Consider the following 15,723-nt stretch of genomic DNA (forward strand, 5'->3'; position numbering starts at 1 on the left):
ACAATGATTTTAAAGCAGATGGCAAGTGAATTGTCGTAGCTGCGGGGAATGTTTGGATTTCCGGCCGCTGTTGTCTGCAGATTTCTTGATTGTTACCGCTCTTCGCGGTGGAAATCCGCAGACAGCCTATGCTTACGATGCTAGCTTTCCTACGGAAAGCTCTTAGGCGGACGCTATCGCTCCTCCAATTCCAAACTTCCCCTCCGCTACTTACTCACTTGTACAACGGCTATAAAAATCTTCAGTTACGAATACAAAGGAAGACCTTATAATCAGGGGAGACACCAACATTTGTCAGGAGGCCGAATTATTTATGGACAGCAAGCTCATCGAGATTGCCGAGAACGGACTTTATCTTACGATTGAAATTACGGAAGAGCAGGATGTGCGGCTCCTGCATTTTGGCGCAGCGCCTTTGGAGGCTGGCTTGATTGCGGACAAGCATAAGCCGGGGTTCCGGCTGCTGGAGCTGCAGCTCTCGGGAGAGGACCGGGATGAATATCACGGCCGCACGCACCGGGCGTCGTATCCGGGGCTGCGGATGGTGTACGGCGGCCATCATGACAGTGTGAATACGTTTGGCCGCAAGCTTGAGATCACGCTGGTTGATCCGGTGACCGGAATCCAAGCAGTGCAGCATCTGCAGTTCTATAACGGCGTGCAGACGGTACGCTGCTGGACGGTGCTGAAGAATGAAGGGACTGCTGAAGCAGCCGTAGAATACCTTTCAACATTTGCGCTTACAGGTGTGGACAAAGAGGGCAGCGGCGACCGCAATGATAAAATCGAGGTTACGCTTGCCCACAGCGGCTGGCAGAGCGAGCTGCAGTGGCGGACCTACCGGCTGCCGGAGCTGGGGATGTCACATCTGGCCGACCGCGGCTCGAAGCGCATCGCTGCCAGCAACACAGGCTCCTGGTCGGCGGCAGAGCTGCTGCCGATGGCAATTCTGCACAACAAGGAGAGCGGGAGCAGCCTGTTCTGGCAGATTGAGCATAATGGCTCGTGGCACTGGGAGCTGACCGACCAGTACGATCAGCTTACGCTGCTGGTCAGCGGCCCGACCGAGCATGACAACCACTGGTGGCTGAAGCTCGCTCCGGGAGGGGAGTTCATCTCCGTCCCGGTCGCCGTCGGAGCTGTCCAGGGGGGCATCCAGGGTGCGGCGGAGCAGCTTACCGCCTACCGCCGGATTATCCGCCGTCCGAATGAGGATAACGAGCTGCTGCGGATCATTTTTAATGACTATATGAATTGTCTGTGGGGAAGTCCGACAACCGAGAAGCTCCTGCCCTTGATTGATGCCGCCGCCGATGTCGGGTGCGAATATTTCTGCATCGACGCGGGCTGGTATGCGCCCGGAGAGTGGTGGGATGGAGTGGGCCAGTGGGAGCCTTCCATTGAGCGGTTCCCGGAAGGGATCAAGGTTGTGCTGGATTACATCCGCAGCAAAGGGCTGATTCCCGGCCTGTGGCTGGAAATGGAGGTTATGGGAATCAACAGTCCGAAGCTGGCCGAGACGGACGATAGCTGGTTCTTCATGCGCCATGGCAAACGGGTCAAGGACCGCAGCCGCTACCAGCTCGATTACCGGAATCCGAAGGTGATTCAGCATGCTGACAGCGTAATTGCAAGACTGGTGGAGGAGTATGGGGTCGGCTACATCAAGATGGACTACAATATCAATGCCGGTATCGGTACAGAGACGGACGCAGACAGCTTCGGCGATGGGCTGCTGCAGCATAACCGTGCTTATCTGGCCTGGCTGGACAGCATTTTTGCCCGTTATCCGAAGCTGGTCATTGAGAATTGCTCCAGCGGCGGTATGCGTATGGACTATGCCATGCTCAGCCGGCACAGCATCCAGTCCACCAGTGACCAGGAGGACTATGTGCAGTACGCGGCGATTGCCGCAGGTTCGCCGATGGCCCTCACACCGGAGCAATCTGCGGTGTGGTCCTATCCGCTGCGCGAGGGTGATGATGAAGAGGTCATCTTCAACATGGTCAACGCGCTGCTGCTTCGTGTACACCAGAGCGGCCATCTGGCGGAGCTTGAGCCCCGGCGGCGGGAGCTGGTGAAGGAAGCGCTGGATTATTACAAATCCATCCGAGCCCACATCCCGCAAGCGACGCCATTCTGGCCGCTGGGCTTGCCGGACAGCGAAGGCCAGTGGGTCAGCTTTGGCCTGCGCCACGGCGATACGCGCTACCTCGCGGTCTGGCGGATTGCCGGAGAGGAAGCTGAGGTGAAGCTGCCCATCGCTGAGCTTAAGGGGCAGGAGGCGGCTGTAAAGTGCACCTATCCGCAGCAGCACCATTCGGAATGGGGCTGGGACAAGACGGAAGGAATACTAACCGTATCTCTTCCATCGGGGAGAACAGCCAGATTATTTGAAGTTCATTCTTCTTAAGGCCGGTCCGGCTGTAAGAGCCGGGTCAGCAATAGCAATCACCCTTCGTGAACGGGCATCAGCCCCCGTAACGAAGGGTGATTTTGTATATAGCAAACCTCCATTGGAACAGGTCAGCAATCACTAAATTTTTAATATGATAATCCATTGACATAAACATGTTAACCGGTTAATATAAAGGTGCATCGCAAATGAATGCGCATTCAAAACAGAATGTAAGGGGAGAGTGAATTGAAAATGAGAAAGGGAGCAAGTTTCACAATCTGTTTGGCTTTGGTGCTGGGTTTGTTGGCCGGATGTTCCAAGAGCAATTCTACAAACAACTCTGCGGCAGCAACCGGGGAGCCGGCAAAGGGAGAAACGCAGACAGAGCAGACTGCCAAGGACGTCAAGCTTACGTTCTTCAATACTTCTGCGGAAGCCAATACGGTGTTCGAGGAGCTATTTAAGACTTATCATGAGCTTAATCCGAATGTGACCATTGAACTCATTCCGACGCCAATTGGAGGAGCACAGCTTGAAAAGTTCCAATCACTGCTGGCCTCGGGAAATCCCGCTACTATTGCCAACCTCGATCCGGGAACCATTCTGCAATATAAGGACAAGTTCCTCGATTTGGAGCCGGATAAGGCCAAATATGAAGGGCTGACCAAACCGGGGGCTGTTGAGGGCGCGTTGCTCGACGGCAAGTTCCTCGGTATTCCTTGGACAGCTCAAGGATACGGCTTGTTGTACAACAAACGGGTGGTAGAAGAAGCCATTGGGGGAACCTTTGATCCCGCAACGGTAAAAACCCGTGACGATTTGGAAGCGCTTTTTAAGAAGATCGAAGCCGCAGGCAAAGCGCCTGTGATGATTCACGGAGCGGACTGGTCTTTAGGGGCTCATTATCTGGGCCTGACCTATTCTTTGCAATCGCAAAAGGTAGATGACAATCGCAAATTTGTAGAAGAACTGAAGAATGGGAAAGTCAATCTTACAGACAATCCGCAATTTACCGGCCTGATGGACACCTTTGATTTGCTGAAGAAGTACAATGCCCGCAAAAGCGATCCGCTTGTAGCAGATTACAATAAAGACAGCGCAGATTTTGCCAAAGGTGCTTCTGCATTCTACTTCATGGGAGACTGGACTTGGTCGGTAATCGGCACACTTGAAGGCCGCGATAAAGATTTCGGTATCATTCCAGTGCCGATCAGCAATAATCCGAGCGATTTTGGCAACTCTCAAGTGGCTTACAGCGAACCGAAGCTTTTCGCGATTGACAATTCGGGATCAACACCTGAGCAGCAGGAAGCAGCAAAAGCGTTTATCGAATGGACGTTAACAAGCCAGCAGGGCCAGGACGCAATCATTACCAAGATGGGACTGTCCATGCCTTACAAAGATCTCAAAGCAAAAGGCAGCAACGTGATTTCAGATGCCGTAAGCAGCTATGTAGATCAAGGGAAGACTGTTAACATCGGTGTAATCAACTACTTGCCGCAGGATTATTGGGCTAAGACCGGTGCCTCCATGCAGAAGTACCTGGTAGGAAAGATTGACCGTCAAGGACTTGCGCAAGAGGTTCAGGATTACTGGAAAACATATGCCGGAAAATAGACATTCGTTTACTTTATTGTTTTGAAATGAACAGATGGGTTGAGATGCAGCCTCAGCCCATCTTTTCTTCAAGAAAGGGGGAAGCATTATGAAGAATAAGTTATCGTTAAAGAACGTAGGAACATTCCTGGTATTCGGCGGTCCCTCCGTATTCGCGTTTGCCGCTGTTGTTGTTATTCCGTTCGTCGTCGGCTTATATTTGACCTTTACGAATTGGGATGTTCGAACTGCCGACAGCAGCTTCATCGGTTTTGCAAACTACTCAGAGGTGTTTCACGATAAAATCTTCCTGGGCCAATTATGGTTTACCCTGAAATTTGTATTTTTCACCGTGCTTATCGCGAATTTATTTGCCTTTTTCATCGCCTTGGCGCTAACCAGAGGAGGAAGAGGGGAGCAATGGCTCCGCACAGGCTTCTTCACCCCCAATCTGGTCGGCGGTATCGTCCTCGGATATTTATGGCAAACATTGTTCTCGCAGGTGCTGCCTTACTTAGGCAATAAATACGGGTGGGAGATGTTCTCCACTTCCTGGCTGACAGATACGCAGACTGCGTTCTGGGCGCTCATCATTGCGACGGCCTGGCAATTGGTCGGTTATCTAATGATCATATATATTGCCGGATTTACGGGTGTTCCCACTGACGTTCTGGAAGCAGCCAGCATTGACGGGGCCAGCCGTTCCTCGGTTATCCGTAAAATCATCCTTCCGCTTACGGTTCCGGCCATCGTAATCTGTATCTTCATTTCGCTGTCCCGTTCATTCCTGACTTATGACATCAACCTTTCCTTAACCAAAGGCGGACCCTTCAATTCGACCGAACTCGCCACTTACCATATAGTTCAAAAGGCCTTCCTGTCCAATCAATATGGCATCGGTCAGGCGGAAGCCGTCGTCTTGTTCGCTGTCGTAGCGATCATAGCGCTAACTCAATCCTATCTGCTCAAGAAATTGGAGGTGGAATCCTAATGAATGCTCAGCGGCTCAGCTCTCGGGTAAAATCGGTGTGTTTGTATCTGTTGTTGCTTGCATTTCTGACTCCCTTCCTGTTGATTGTAATGAACTCCTTCAAAACAACACAGCAATTCTTTGAAAACCCTATGGCGCTTCCTACAACGATTAATTTTGACAACTATGTAAGTGCATTTAAGGACATGGACTTTTTGCAGGGATTCATGAACTCGCTCATCATCACCGTCGTTGCTGTATTCATTATTATTATTTTTTCGGCGATGACAGGATATCTGTTTGTACGTTATAAATGGAAGCTGAATGCCTTCCTGTTCTTCCTCATGCTGGCCTCGATGGCGCTTCCGTTCCAAGTGCTTATGATTCCGCTGGTTATGTTATACGGGAATATGGATCTGCTGAACAATAAAATGACCTTGCTGTTTATGTATTTGGGATTCGGGGTTCCCTTTGGCGTATTTACGTTTCACGGATTCATCAAAGGAATTCCATTTGAGCTGGAGGAATCTGCGTTTATCGAAGGCAGCTCAAGGCTGAGAACGTTTTTTAGTGTCGTGTTGCCTTTGTTAAAGCCGGTTTTTGTAACGCTGCTTGTTCTGGATGTGCTCTGGATATGGAATGACTATTTGCTGCCGAGCCTCGTGCTGCTGTCGTCCGACCAGAAAACGTTGCCGCTGTCAACCTATGCCTTCTTTTCTTCCTATTCCGTTGACTACGCGCCTTTAATGGCCGGGCTCATTATGACGATCATTCCTGTGCTTGTCATTTATCTATTCTTACAGAAACAAATCATAAAAGGTATTACAGAAGGAGCTTTAAAATAAGGGTAATCCACGTTTTCTTGCTGAAATTAATCCAGTTTTAATTTATAATTGGATAAAAAAGCTAGGTGGTCTTTATGCCGAGAATTAAAGACGTCGCAAAACAGGCCGGTCTCTCTGTGAATACGGTTTCTCGTGTACTCAACAATCGGGGTTATATCAGCCAGGAGACTAGGGAAAAAGTGTATCAGGTTATGAAAGAGCTGAATTATCAGCCAAACGAAATGGCCCGGGCCTTATTCAAAAAGAAATCAAATATGATCGGACTGATTATACCTACGGTTGCGCATCCTTTTTTTGCCGAGCTAACCTATTACCTTGAGTATTTCGCGGATCAAAAGGGCTATAAGCTGCTGCTGTGCAACTCTAACCGCAATATCTCCAAGGAAAGCGATTATATTGACATGCTGAAGAAAAATCAGGTGGATGCAATCATCATGGGCAGTGCTGCGCTGGACGTTCAGCATTATCTTCACTTGAAGCTTCCGATTGTCTCCTTTGACCGGGTTTTATCGGAGGATGTTCCTGTCGTTACCTCAGACAATTTTGAAGGCGGCAAACTCGCCACAAAATTATTAATTGATAAAGGCTGCCGCAAACCGGTTTTTATCTATCGTGGAATAGACGGTCCTTATCACCAGGCTATGTTGGCTAGCGAGAGAGGGCTGGGATATGATGCAGAGCTGAAGAACGCAGGAATAGAACCCCTGCACTTTCAATTAGAAGAAGAAGGAATGGATGACAGCGAGAATGACTGTGCCATTGTCCGTTTTTTACAAGAGCATCCAGAAATAGACGGTGTATTCGCCAGTAGCGATGTGATTGCTGCCAAGGTCATTCATGCTTGTCAACAACTTAAGAAAGACATCCCTTCAGAGATCAGAATCGTCGGGTACGATGACGTTCAGCTCGCATCCCTGATTACGCCGCATCTTAGCACGGTCAGACAACCGGTTCGGGAAATGAGCGAATATATGATTCAGTTAGTTGTTAAGCAAATCGAGGGTGAAGAAATTCACATGCAGAGCACGTTTCCGGTTTCTCTTATTGAGCGGGGTACGACATAAGACAAGAGCAGTAGCGGTCTCTCTGCCAGAGGGAGAAACTTCACAGGGTCAGCGCAGAAGAGGCCGGATTCTTCCTGTGAGGCTGTGCCTCTTCTCTTTTATATTAACCGGTTAACATAGTGGATTTAGAGAACTTATTCTGGAAAGGAGGTTATGGATGGGTGTAACGATTAAAGATATTGCAGAGAAAGTGGGAGTATCGGTCACGACAATTTCCCGTGTTCTCAACAACCGGGGATACTTAAGCGAGAGCTTGAAGAAAAGAGTAAGTGAAGCCATGGAGGAGATGAATTACCAGCCGAATGAGCTGGCGCGGTCTTTGCTGCGCAAAAAATCCAATGTCATAGGTCTTATCATTCCTGATATTTCTCATCCGTTCTTTGGAGAAGTAACCAAGTACATTGAATCCTACGCCTACGATCAGGGGTATAAGCTGATGCTGTGCAATTCCTTGCTCCACAAGAAAAAAGAGAAGGAGTATATCGATTTGCTGAGAGCCAGTCAGGTTGATGGAATTATAATGGGCAGCCATACGATGAGAGTGGCGGATTATATGTCAATCAACCTTCCACTAGTAACTTTGGACCGGCAAATTTCAAAATCAATTCCTTTTATTTCCTCTAATAATTATCATGGAGGAGTATTGGCGACCAAGCTGCTATTAAAGAGAAATTGTAAAAAGATAGCATATATTAGCGGAAATTTACGGCTTAACCTGCTGGCCAAGCAGAGGCATGACGCTTTTCTGGAACAAGTGAGCGGAAAAGACGTTGAGTTCATCGTTAAACAAACGGATCTGAACGGCTTTAAATACAAGGAGTACGAGGAACTGGTCTGCCGCTTATTTCAGGAAAATCCCGATATTGACGGTGTATTTGCCAGCAGCGATATGCTGGCCTTGCAAGTGTTGAAGAATTGCAGAAAGATTGGCAAAGCCGTTCCCGATGAAGTAAAGGTGATAGGGTATGATGGAATTTCTTTTGGCAACGTGGATGATTTAACTACCATTAAGCAGCCAATCAAGAAAATGGGAGAACTGGCAGTCACGTACCTGCTTCAGCAGATCGCGGGCGAACAGGTACCGCTTGAGACCATTCTTCCGGTCAGATTGCTCGAGAAGGGAACGACTTGAGCGTTCGGAATACGAAACATAATGGAGGAATTATAGATGGATTTTATGAACAGAGTAGCCCCGGAATTAAAAGAAGGGATATCGCAATTGCCGCCGCTCCATTTGCCCGGAGATCTGGCTTCGGCCCGGCAGTTTGTTCAACCGCCTGCTGAAAAGTCGGAGTTCGTTCGAATTACGGAACGCACTCTGCCGGTAGCCGATTCGAATCAGATATCGGTCAGAATCTATGAACCGGCTCAGCGGGATGGAACCGCGCTGCCAGCGCTGCTCTGGACTCACGGCGGCGGTTATGTACTTGGTTACCCAAGCGGAGATGATGCGTTATGCGAAAGCTTTGTAGAGGCAGCGGGCTGTATCATTGTATCGCCTGATTATCGGCTTGCGCCTGAGTATCCGTTTCCGGCAGCCATTGAGGATAGCTATGCAGCATTGTGCTGGCTGGCTGAACCGGGCAATGGGCTTAATGTAGATTTGTCCCGGCTCGCAGTTGGCGGGGCGAGCGCTGGAGGAGGACTGGCCGCAGCTCTGGCGCTGATGGCCCGGGATAAGGGCGGTCCTTCACTCTGCTTCCAGATGCCGCTGTATCCGATGATCGACGAGCGGAATGTTACGCCTTCCAGCCATGAAATTACCGATCCGGCGGTCTGGAACCGGGCCAACAATCTGGCCGCGTGGGAGATGTATCTTGGAGGACCTGCCGGCGACAATGTATCTCCTTACGCAGCGCCCAGCCGCTCAAATAATTTGACCGGTCTGCCTCCCGCCTATACGTGTATTGGACAGCTTGATCCATTTCGGGATGAGACGATTGAATATGTCGCCAGATTGGCACAGGCCGGTGTCGATGTGGAATTTCATCTGTATCCCGGCGGCTATCATGGCTTTGAACACGTTGTTCCGGACGCTGAGGTTAGCAGGCGCGCCAGAACGGATTATGTCAACGCATTGGCAAGAGCCTTTAGCTGATTCGATTCCGCAATACATGCGAGGTGTAATGAAGACCCTTCGTGAGCGGGAAGAAATTCGACCAATTCACGGAGGGTTTTTTAGCTATATCAGTTGAACCATAGATTTTCATATTGGGGTCTGGTCGTAACTACGGTGAATGTTTGGACTTCCGGCCGCTGTTGTCTCCAAATTTCTTGATTTATACCGCTCTTAGCGGATGAAATCCGGAGACAAAGGCGGTCGCTACCGCTCCTCCAGTTCCAAACTTCCCCTCCGTCACTTCGGCCCTTTTTATTTTTTCTTCAAGTTCAACTGATTTAGCTTTGTATGAACTTCAGGCATATCCGCAACAAGCGTCTTGTGTAATAAAATGATATCCAAAGTACTAAGGCTAGACCTAGACCAAATGGAATGCTGAACATAACCGGCAAGGAGTAACCGGGGGATATCCTCATTCCTATGCCGCTCACCCCCAAGGTTCGCAGCACGCCTGCAATCGGAGCAATAACAGCACAAATTGCACTCCCCGCTAACCAAGTACCGAGAATCGGCACGAAAAATAAGATGACACAGCTTTTTGCGATGAATTTTAGTATATAAGGCCTTGAATTAGAGTAATGTCTCATACCATCCTCCGGTATCATTGATCTGGACGATTTTGTCGACTCGTGATTTGGAATCAACTGTAAGTGATCTGCTATAACGGACTTCTTGAATAATGCATCCGGGTCCAATGATGATATCCTCCCCGCTGACGATGCTGGCTGTCGTCCGATACAACGTAACTGCCGCGCCTTCAATGGTCTCACAGCTTAATCTCCGAAATGGTCTCATCAAAATATTAATCAACCTGGAAGAAGGTGATATGGTAATTTTCTCTCCAGCCGTCATGTGTTTAATCCTGCATCTTGAACCCAGGCGAATATGAATTGTTCTGGCGCAGGACAAGCTGTTGATCCGCACACTGCCGTCCGCTTGAAAGTCTTCTGCGGCCGCTTCTTGTGTTACGGATAAGTATCCTGATGAATTAACCCTTGTTGTCTGAAGGGCCTCAGTACGAAGACTTCCGAGGAGGGCTACTTCATTCACTTGGCAGGAATGTCTGATGGAGCATTCACCTTTTATTTTCAGCTTCTCTGCTTTCAAATCACCTTCAACATGCAAATGTCCAACAACGTTCACCAGAGAAGCCTCCATATTTCCCCGCCGCACCAGAGAACCGCGTACTTTTACCGGAGGTGCTTGGGCTGGATTGAGCATTGTAGGTTCACCCCATTTTCATTTATTTTAGTAACTAAAATATATATTAATCGAAATATATAATCAATATAATAAATTTGAATAGCACACAAAAACACTGCACCTCATGCGGAGAGTGCAGTGCGTTCTATAGAATAATTATTTTACAATGTCGCCCATCAGGTCATTGATCTTCTGCAGCGTGTTGGATATTTTGTCGAGATCAGCCGCCTCAAATGTATCGAATAGGGAGCGGATACGCTGTGTTCCTTGCTCTGTGAGAGCGATTTTGACCACTCTGCGGTCTTCCTTCGTCCGAATTCTTTCGACAAATCGCTGGTCCTCCAGCTTATCGCACATGAACGAAGCGGCTCCAGGCGTAATCATGAATCTTTCAGCAATATCTGTTATATTCAAGCTCCCTGTGAGCTGAAGCTGAAACATTAACATGATCTGGTTCTGGGATAGCGATTCCCGCTTAGATATCAGGTCTACGAAAGCCTGTGATTTCTGCTGCACAATGGCCATATTATCCATGACTCTATAAATGGCTTGTTCTTTCTCTGCTTCTGCGCTCATGGAAACACTCCAATTTAGTATAGTGATTAAAATATATAGAAGGTATAACTTTACTGTCAAGTGGAGAGGTCTATAGAATGACTGCCAAATCAGGCCTAAATTCAGTTTTTGTCGAATGTGCTCAAAATTTTGTCGAATTTTTTGTCGATTAATATCAAAAGATGTAGAAATAAAATTGACAGGAAAGAAATAGCACCTTACAATGCAAATATAAAGTAATCATTTCAACTTTTTAGAAGCATTAAAAGCTTTTAACACCAATGATTATATAAGTGATATTTCAAGGGAGGATGCAAAGATGAAAGCAACAGGTATTGTAAGAAAAGTAGATGAACTGGGACGTATCGTGATTCCGATTGAACTTCGCAGAACGATGGGAATTGACATAAAAGACCCACTTGAAATTTTTGTCGATGGCGAAAAGATCATTCTCAGAAAATATGAGCCTACCTGCATTTTCTCCGGAAGTGCGGAAAATCTGATCAACTTCAAAGGCAAAATGGTCAGCAAAGATGTGCTTGACGAATTGATCGCGAGCTTCGACCGCATATAATCTGATTACCCAACATCCCAAGGCTTATAACAGCGGGGACCGGAACAGCGCCGTAATGGTGCTTGCTTCCGGTCCCTTTTGTCCTATATCATAGGCCTATGCATACATAATGAAAGGGATGGGTCGTTCATGAAACTGAAGAAGCCGGAAGCGATAATCTTTGATATGGATGGAACGCTATTTCAGACGGAGAGCCTGCTATTGCCTGCTTATCATAAAATGTTTGATGCGCTGCGCGAGGAGGGGCTGTACCACGGACCAACTCCGCCTGAAGAGCTGATTCTGAGCAGCCTGGGCATGCTGCTGGCGGATATCTGGAAGAGAGTGATGCCGGATGTCGATGAAGCCGTTCACCGCCGTGCCGATGAGCTGCTGCTGAAGCTGGAGATCGAAGGACTGGAAGCCGGAGGCACATTACTATATCCAAAGGTAACCGAGACTCTTGCGGCGCTGCATGAGCGTGGTGTGAAGCTGTTCGTAGCCAGCAATGGACTGAAGGACTACATTGACAGCATTGTTGTGGTGCATGAGCTGAAGGGGCTGTTCGATGGCCTCTACAGCGCAGGCGGACAAGGCACTGCAACCAAAACCGAGCTGCTGCACATTCTGCTGGACGATAACGGCATCAAGGATGCCTGGATGGTCGGCGACCGCTCATCTGATGTGGAGGCCGGCAAAGGCAACGGGCAAACGGTCATCGGCTGCGCCTATGCGGGTTTCGGACGGCAGGATGAGCTGAAAGGCTCTGACGTAATTATTTCCGCCTTCGATGAACTGATCGCCCTGTACGACAGCGCAGAATAAGGCCTCTGCTTGAAGCTATAGCATCTTTCGTATGGAACGAAAATACATGTACACCCCTGAGATCGTAAAATATAAGAAGCTCATAGACAGAAAATGCCATAAGCTTAAGATTTCCGCGGAGTGGTGGAACAATCGTGTCAGTGCCGATAGAGTGACGAATACAAAGGCAAGATCGTACAGCAGCGGGAGCAGGATTTGCTTCAGGCCTGCCTCACTGTGGTGCAGTACTCTGAAATTCCAGCAGGCAGCAACCACCTCTAGCATGAGTATTCCGGCAGCAGCCCCCTTGTAGCTGAACCCCGGTAGCGCAACTAGAAAATACTGGATAATGATAGCGCAAATGATTCCTGATAAAAGCCCGAAAAATGGATTTTTGCGAATATCCTGTGCCCATAAAATGCTGGTTGAGATTTCCCGAAAGCCAACGATAAGCGGAATGAACGCCAGATAACGGATTACCTGGTTAACGTGTGCGGTATTAAAGATAAAGAAGGACAGTTCATCCGCATATACGAATAAAAACAATCCGCACACCAGTCCCCATAACCAGCAGGCATAAAGCGCCAGGCTTGAAAGGCTGGCCACTCTTTTCTGATTTCCCTGCTGCCAGGCGGCGGCAATATGCATGGATACGGTATGGCTGAGGGCTCCGGTCAGAAGCGTGGGGGAATACACGATAATGACCGCCATTCCGTAGATTACTCCGTATATTGCAGTCGCTTCGGAGGTGCTGTGTCCCGCTGCCAGCAGCCGGTTTGGAATAAGAAGAGCATCAATGAATTCCGAAGCCGGGATAAGCATACGTGTGGCTGAAATAACAAGTGAGGTTTTGATGAACCATATCAGGGGCAGAGGCCGGTGATAAGGCTCGATAAAGGTGATCTTCTTGTTGTTCAGAGAAATATAAACGGTCAGCAGGGTGAACGAGATTACAGCCCCAATCAGAGTGCCATATAGTCCATAGCCTACTGCCCGCTCAATTCCAAGCCACCCCAGTTGCCAGATAATGAGCAGCATGAACAAAAATCTGGATGCCTGCTCGGCAATCTCCGACCATGCAATAATTCCGATTTGCTTCATTCCTTGCAGATATCCTCTTGCCAGGCTTAGCAGCGGAACAGCAAATATGGAAGGGGCCAGACTGCGGACCGCGTATTCCAGGGACGGATTGCCAAGCAAACCGGAGATCACAGATGAATTGCTGTAAATCACCAGACTGATTATTCCTCCTGAAAGTATCATGCATAGCGAGATGGTCTTCAGGAATTTCCAGCCTTGTGAGGGCGTTTTTGCGGTTGCAATGGCAAGTGTCGTGGGTATGCCGCCTGTAAGCATAAGCACGAAGCCATAGAATGAATAAGCAATTTGGTAAAGTCCGATTCCCTCTGCGCCAACCAATCGGGTCAGGACCACACGGCCGGCCAGTCCAATCAATTTTACTAGCAGCATGGCGCCGGCCCTGATTGCGGACTGCTTTAAAAGCCGGGGTATTCTCATATTTCCTCCAGCACAACAGCATAGGTTTATATATCTACTGTATTACGATAAACCTGTGTTATGCTGACAAGCATCAATTTACAGTATATAGCCGAGAAAGCCCAACGTCTTCAGGCATGGGATGAATCGGCTTAGGACAAGGGCTGTCTTTGGACAGCTTAATTGTCCTACATGGTTTGATCTGATATAATCAAAACAGGTGTTCGCTCTTTTGAAAACAGCATAGATATGCGGTTGCTCGGACATAAAGAAGACTTTCCGAGCGTAAAATCTATGAAGTCCGTCATGCCAAAGACGTTAAAACATCTGACCACCCACCTGTGATTGATGGTAACAGTCAATCAGCCTGGATAGCTATAGGCTCTGATCCAGGACGAGCTAATGAGCTAGCTCTTGACTTAGCAGTCTGCACAAAACAGAAATGGCTTGCGTGCGTTAACTAGCTAGGAATCCCACGGCTTTAGCCGTGTTGGAGGCTCAATAATCCCTGATGTGAAACAACTGATACTTGGTGTTCCAGTCCCAGCCCAAATCAAAGGGCACACGGTAGCGGTCTGCTGTGTGGGAATTGACCAGAGGATAGCCGTGATCATCGAAGCCGACAACGACGGAGAAATGGTCCGTATCGTTATGGTGCAGAATATAACCGATAAGATCACCAGGCTGAAGCTCTGAAACCGCACCCTCCGGGTGTTTTTGCGAAGGAGTTACGATATGCTTGTAATCGCCCTTGGCAATAAGCTTGCCATAGCCGGACCTGGTAAGGAAATTACTGAAGGCATCTGTCTGCACCCAGGTTTGTGTACCGCCCGAATTGGCAAAATACCGCCACCCGCCCGCAATCGGTAAACCTCCGCCTTCCTCCTGATCGCCGATGACCTGTGAGGCAAAATTGGTGCAGTCGCCGCCTTTACCTGTGTAATCCAAATACTTTTTGTTATAGTGATGCTTATTTCCCGCACCCCATGCGGCACCGGCATATTTATGGGCATATTGCACGGCACGCTTGCGCTTATATTTTTTACCATCAACCGGTTCGGCGTTTGCTTTGGGTGATGAAGCTGTTCTCTCCGGTCCATCCGCAATTTTACGGGGGTCCTCATCCAGCGGATCAAGATACCATTCCCGTGCAATCTTCCACGTGCCGCCATCTTTCTTTAATGTGAGAAAATGCCTCGTTCCAACACCGAAAACCTGTTCCGGCGTCATCACTTTATTGATGTATACATATCCTACTTTATGTGATTGAACCAGGGAAATTTTGACCATATCGCCAATGATGCTCTGACGGATGATACGAATGCCGGACTCTGAGCTTGTCAGTTTAATGGTTCTTTTTGCTGCCCAGCTATTTACATACTCGGCCCGTAAACGCTCATGCTCCAGCGCCATTTGGCTTAATTTTTCCGGAATATAATACTTGTTAATGACCTCCGACTGAGGGTGGAGCAACACCTCCGCCCTGTCCTTGAAAATTTGGTTCAGCGTTGATTCAATTTCATGCTTATCTGAATCTGCTGCCGCCCTTGGGAGCGGAGAATACATAGCTGCTGCTAATATTATTACAATGGCTGCTGCACGCAGACACCTGTTTTTTCTGAACTGCTTCATCATTTATCACCTATCTTCGCAAAGATGACTAACCTGTGTTCATGTTCCTTTTTCTTTCTGCTGTACCTTCCCGTACAGGTGATAAGATTCAGGCGGTATTCCTCAGTCTTGCCGAATATCCGCTCCACCGGCGCTTGTGCCGGAGCAAAGACCTCTGCCGACTCGACAGTGTAGGCCAGCTTGTGGTTTTTCTTGTCGGAGACAATAATCCGGTCTCCCGGCTTCAGCCTCTTCAATTTATAGAACACCGCCGGACCTGTGTAGCTGTCCACATGCCCGTCGATAATAACGTTTCCCTTTTCCCCGGCTAAAATTCCCGGATACAGAATACCTGCCACATCGGTGTCCTTGGGCACATCCATTTGGCCATTAGCCAGAATAGTAACAGGCTTGATTGCTGCCTTCACTGAGATAGAAGGAATCTCCATCCGGTCCGGCAAAAATTTCACTGGAAGAATCTCGGTCTTTTCGAGTTTCGACATTTTGG

The 15,723-nt window shown here is 48.5% G+C and carries 14 protein-coding genes; 9 read left to right on the forward strand and 5 right to left on the reverse strand.

What is annotated here, in order from left to right:
* Window positions 1-313 precede the first annotated feature (313 nt).
* The 7 genes from ACX1DY_RS04065 (at window position 314) to ACX1DY_RS04095 (ending at window position 8,971) form a co-directional block, all read left to right on the forward strand.
* The gene (locus ACX1DY_RS04065; protein WP_458962927.1) at window positions 314-2,413 is read left to right on the forward strand and encodes a glycoside hydrolase family 36 protein; all 2,100 of its coding nucleotides are present in this window, start codon (window positions 314-316) and stop codon (window positions 2,411-2,413) included.
* 237 nt (window positions 2,414-2,650) lie between these two features.
* The gene (locus tag ACX1DY_RS04070) at window positions 2,651-4,015 is read left to right on the forward strand and encodes an ABC transporter substrate-binding protein (protein ID WP_458963416.1); all 1,365 of its coding nucleotides are present in this window, start codon (window positions 2,651-2,653) and stop codon (window positions 4,013-4,015) included.
* An 88-nt stretch (window positions 4,016-4,103) separates the two neighbouring features.
* A complete protein-coding gene (locus tag ACX1DY_RS04075) occupies window positions 4,104-4,985 on the forward strand; it encodes a carbohydrate ABC transporter permease (protein ID WP_458962928.1) in 882 nt (293 codons plus the stop codon).
* Window positions 4,985-5,809 (forward strand): carbohydrate ABC transporter permease, encoded by an 825-nt coding sequence (locus ACX1DY_RS04080; RefSeq protein WP_458962929.1) that lies wholly within the window; start codon window positions 4,985-4,987, stop codon window positions 5,807-5,809. Before ACX1DY_RS04075 ends, ACX1DY_RS04080 begins: the two co-directional genes overlap by 1 nt.
* Before the next feature lie 74 nt (window positions 5,810-5,883).
* Entirely contained in the window at window positions 5,884-6,873 is a 990-nt protein-coding gene (locus ACX1DY_RS04085; RefSeq protein ID WP_458962930.1) for a LacI family DNA-binding transcriptional regulator, read from the forward strand.
* A gap of 139 nt (window positions 6,874-7,012) precedes the next feature.
* Entirely contained in the window at window positions 7,013-8,005 is a 993-nt protein-coding gene (locus ACX1DY_RS04090) for a LacI family DNA-binding transcriptional regulator (protein WP_458963417.1), read from the forward strand.
* A gap of 36 nt (window positions 8,006-8,041) precedes the next feature.
* Window positions 8,042-8,971 (forward strand): alpha/beta hydrolase, encoded by a 930-nt coding sequence (locus tag ACX1DY_RS04095; RefSeq protein WP_458962931.1) that lies wholly within the window; start codon window positions 8,042-8,044, stop codon window positions 8,969-8,971.
* Window positions 8,972-9,562: 591 nt separating this feature from the next.
* Here the strand turns inward: ACX1DY_RS04095 and ACX1DY_RS04100 are convergent.
* Both ACX1DY_RS04100 and ACX1DY_RS04105 read right to left on the reverse strand, forming a co-directional pair.
* Window positions 9,563-10,213: a hypothetical protein gene (locus ACX1DY_RS04100; RefSeq protein WP_458962932.1), complete on the reverse strand. Its 651-nt coding sequence runs from the start codon at window positions 10,211-10,213 to the stop codon at window positions 9,563-9,565.
* Between the two features lie 138 nt (window positions 10,214-10,351).
* The gene (locus ACX1DY_RS04105) at window positions 10,352-10,771 is read right to left on the reverse strand and encodes a MarR family winged helix-turn-helix transcriptional regulator (protein ID WP_458962933.1); all 420 of its coding nucleotides are present in this window, start codon (window positions 10,769-10,771) and stop codon (window positions 10,352-10,354) included.
* Between the two features lie 298 nt (window positions 10,772-11,069).
* Between ACX1DY_RS04105 and ACX1DY_RS04110 the strand changes: the two genes are divergently transcribed.
* Together ACX1DY_RS04110 and ACX1DY_RS04115 are read left to right on the forward strand one after the other, a co-directional pair.
* Window positions 11,070-11,324, forward strand: a complete 255-nt coding sequence (locus ACX1DY_RS04110; RefSeq protein WP_019912087.1) for an AbrB/MazE/SpoVT family DNA-binding domain-containing protein — start codon at window positions 11,070-11,072, stop codon at window positions 11,322-11,324.
* Window positions 11,325-11,453: 129 nt separating this feature from the next.
* Entirely contained in the window at window positions 11,454-12,128 is a 675-nt protein-coding gene (locus ACX1DY_RS04115) for an HAD family hydrolase (protein ID WP_458962934.1), read from the forward strand.
* 15 nt (window positions 12,129-12,143) lie between these two features.
* On the opposite strand, the gene ACX1DY_RS04120 is transcribed toward ACX1DY_RS04115, so the two are convergent.
* The 3 genes from ACX1DY_RS04120 to ACX1DY_RS04130 form a co-directional block, all read right to left on the reverse strand.
* The gene (locus tag ACX1DY_RS04120; protein WP_458962935.1) at window positions 12,144-13,625 is read right to left on the reverse strand and encodes an oligosaccharide flippase family protein; all 1,482 of its coding nucleotides are present in this window, start codon (window positions 13,623-13,625) and stop codon (window positions 12,144-12,146) included.
* A 477-nt stretch (window positions 13,626-14,102) separates the two neighbouring features.
* A complete protein-coding gene (locus ACX1DY_RS04125) occupies window positions 14,103-15,236 on the reverse strand; it encodes an amidase domain-containing protein (protein WP_458962936.1) in 1,134 nt (377 codons plus the stop codon).
* Window positions 15,236-15,718, reverse strand: coding sequence for a class F sortase (locus ACX1DY_RS04130; protein ID WP_458962937.1), 483 nt, complete (start codon window positions 15,716-15,718; stop codon window positions 15,236-15,238). The genes ACX1DY_RS04125 and ACX1DY_RS04130 overlap by 1 nt, the downstream gene beginning before the upstream one ends.
* Window positions 15,719-15,723 lie beyond the last annotated feature (5 nt).

The organism is Paenibacillus sp. BAC0078, from assembly GCF_054483875.1.

Bases quoted from the DNA above. Each gene is read 5' to 3' on its own strand.
- ACX1DY_RS04110 (WP_019912087.1), top strand. From the start codon at position 11,070: ATGAAAGCAACAGGTATTGTAAGAAAAGTAGATGAACTGGGACGTATC.
- ACX1DY_RS04065 (WP_458962927.1), top strand. From the start codon at position 314: ATGGACAGCAAGCTCATCGAGATTGCCGAGAACGGACTTTATCTTACG.
- ACX1DY_RS04075 (WP_458962928.1), top strand. From the start codon at position 4,104: ATGAAGAATAAGTTATCGTTAAAGAACGTAGGAACATTCCTGGTATTC.
- ACX1DY_RS04070 (WP_458963416.1), top strand. From the start codon at position 2,651: ATGAGAAAGGGAGCAAGTTTCACAATCTGTTTGGCTTTGGTGCTGGGT.
- ACX1DY_RS04120 (WP_458962935.1), bottom strand. From the start codon at position 13,625: ATGAGAATACCCCGGCTTTTAAAGCAGTCCGCAATCAGGGCCGGCGCC.
- ACX1DY_RS04125 (WP_458962936.1), bottom strand. From the start codon at position 15,236: ATGAAGCAGTTCAGAAAAAACAGGTGTCTGCGTGCAGCAGCCATTGTA.
- ACX1DY_RS04130 (WP_458962937.1), bottom strand. From the start codon at position 15,718: ATGTCGAAACTCGAAAAGACCGAGATTCTTCCAGTGAAATTTTTGCCG.
- ACX1DY_RS04080 (WP_458962929.1), top strand. From the start codon at position 4,985: ATGAATGCTCAGCGGCTCAGCTCTCGGGTAAAATCGGTGTGTTTGTAT.
- ACX1DY_RS04115 (WP_458962934.1), top strand. From the start codon at position 11,454: ATGAAACTGAAGAAGCCGGAAGCGATAATCTTTGATATGGATGGAACG.
- ACX1DY_RS04095 (WP_458962931.1), top strand. From the start codon at position 8,042: ATGGATTTTATGAACAGAGTAGCCCCGGAATTAAAAGAAGGGATATCG.
- ACX1DY_RS04085 (WP_458962930.1), top strand. From the start codon at position 5,884: ATGCCGAGAATTAAAGACGTCGCAAAACAGGCCGGTCTCTCTGTGAAT.
- ACX1DY_RS04105 (WP_458962933.1), bottom strand. From the start codon at position 10,771: ATGAGCGCAGAAGCAGAGAAAGAACAAGCCATTTATAGAGTCATGGAT.
- ACX1DY_RS04100 (WP_458962932.1), bottom strand. From the start codon at position 10,213: ATGCTCAATCCAGCCCAAGCACCTCCGGTAAAAGTACGCGGTTCTCTG.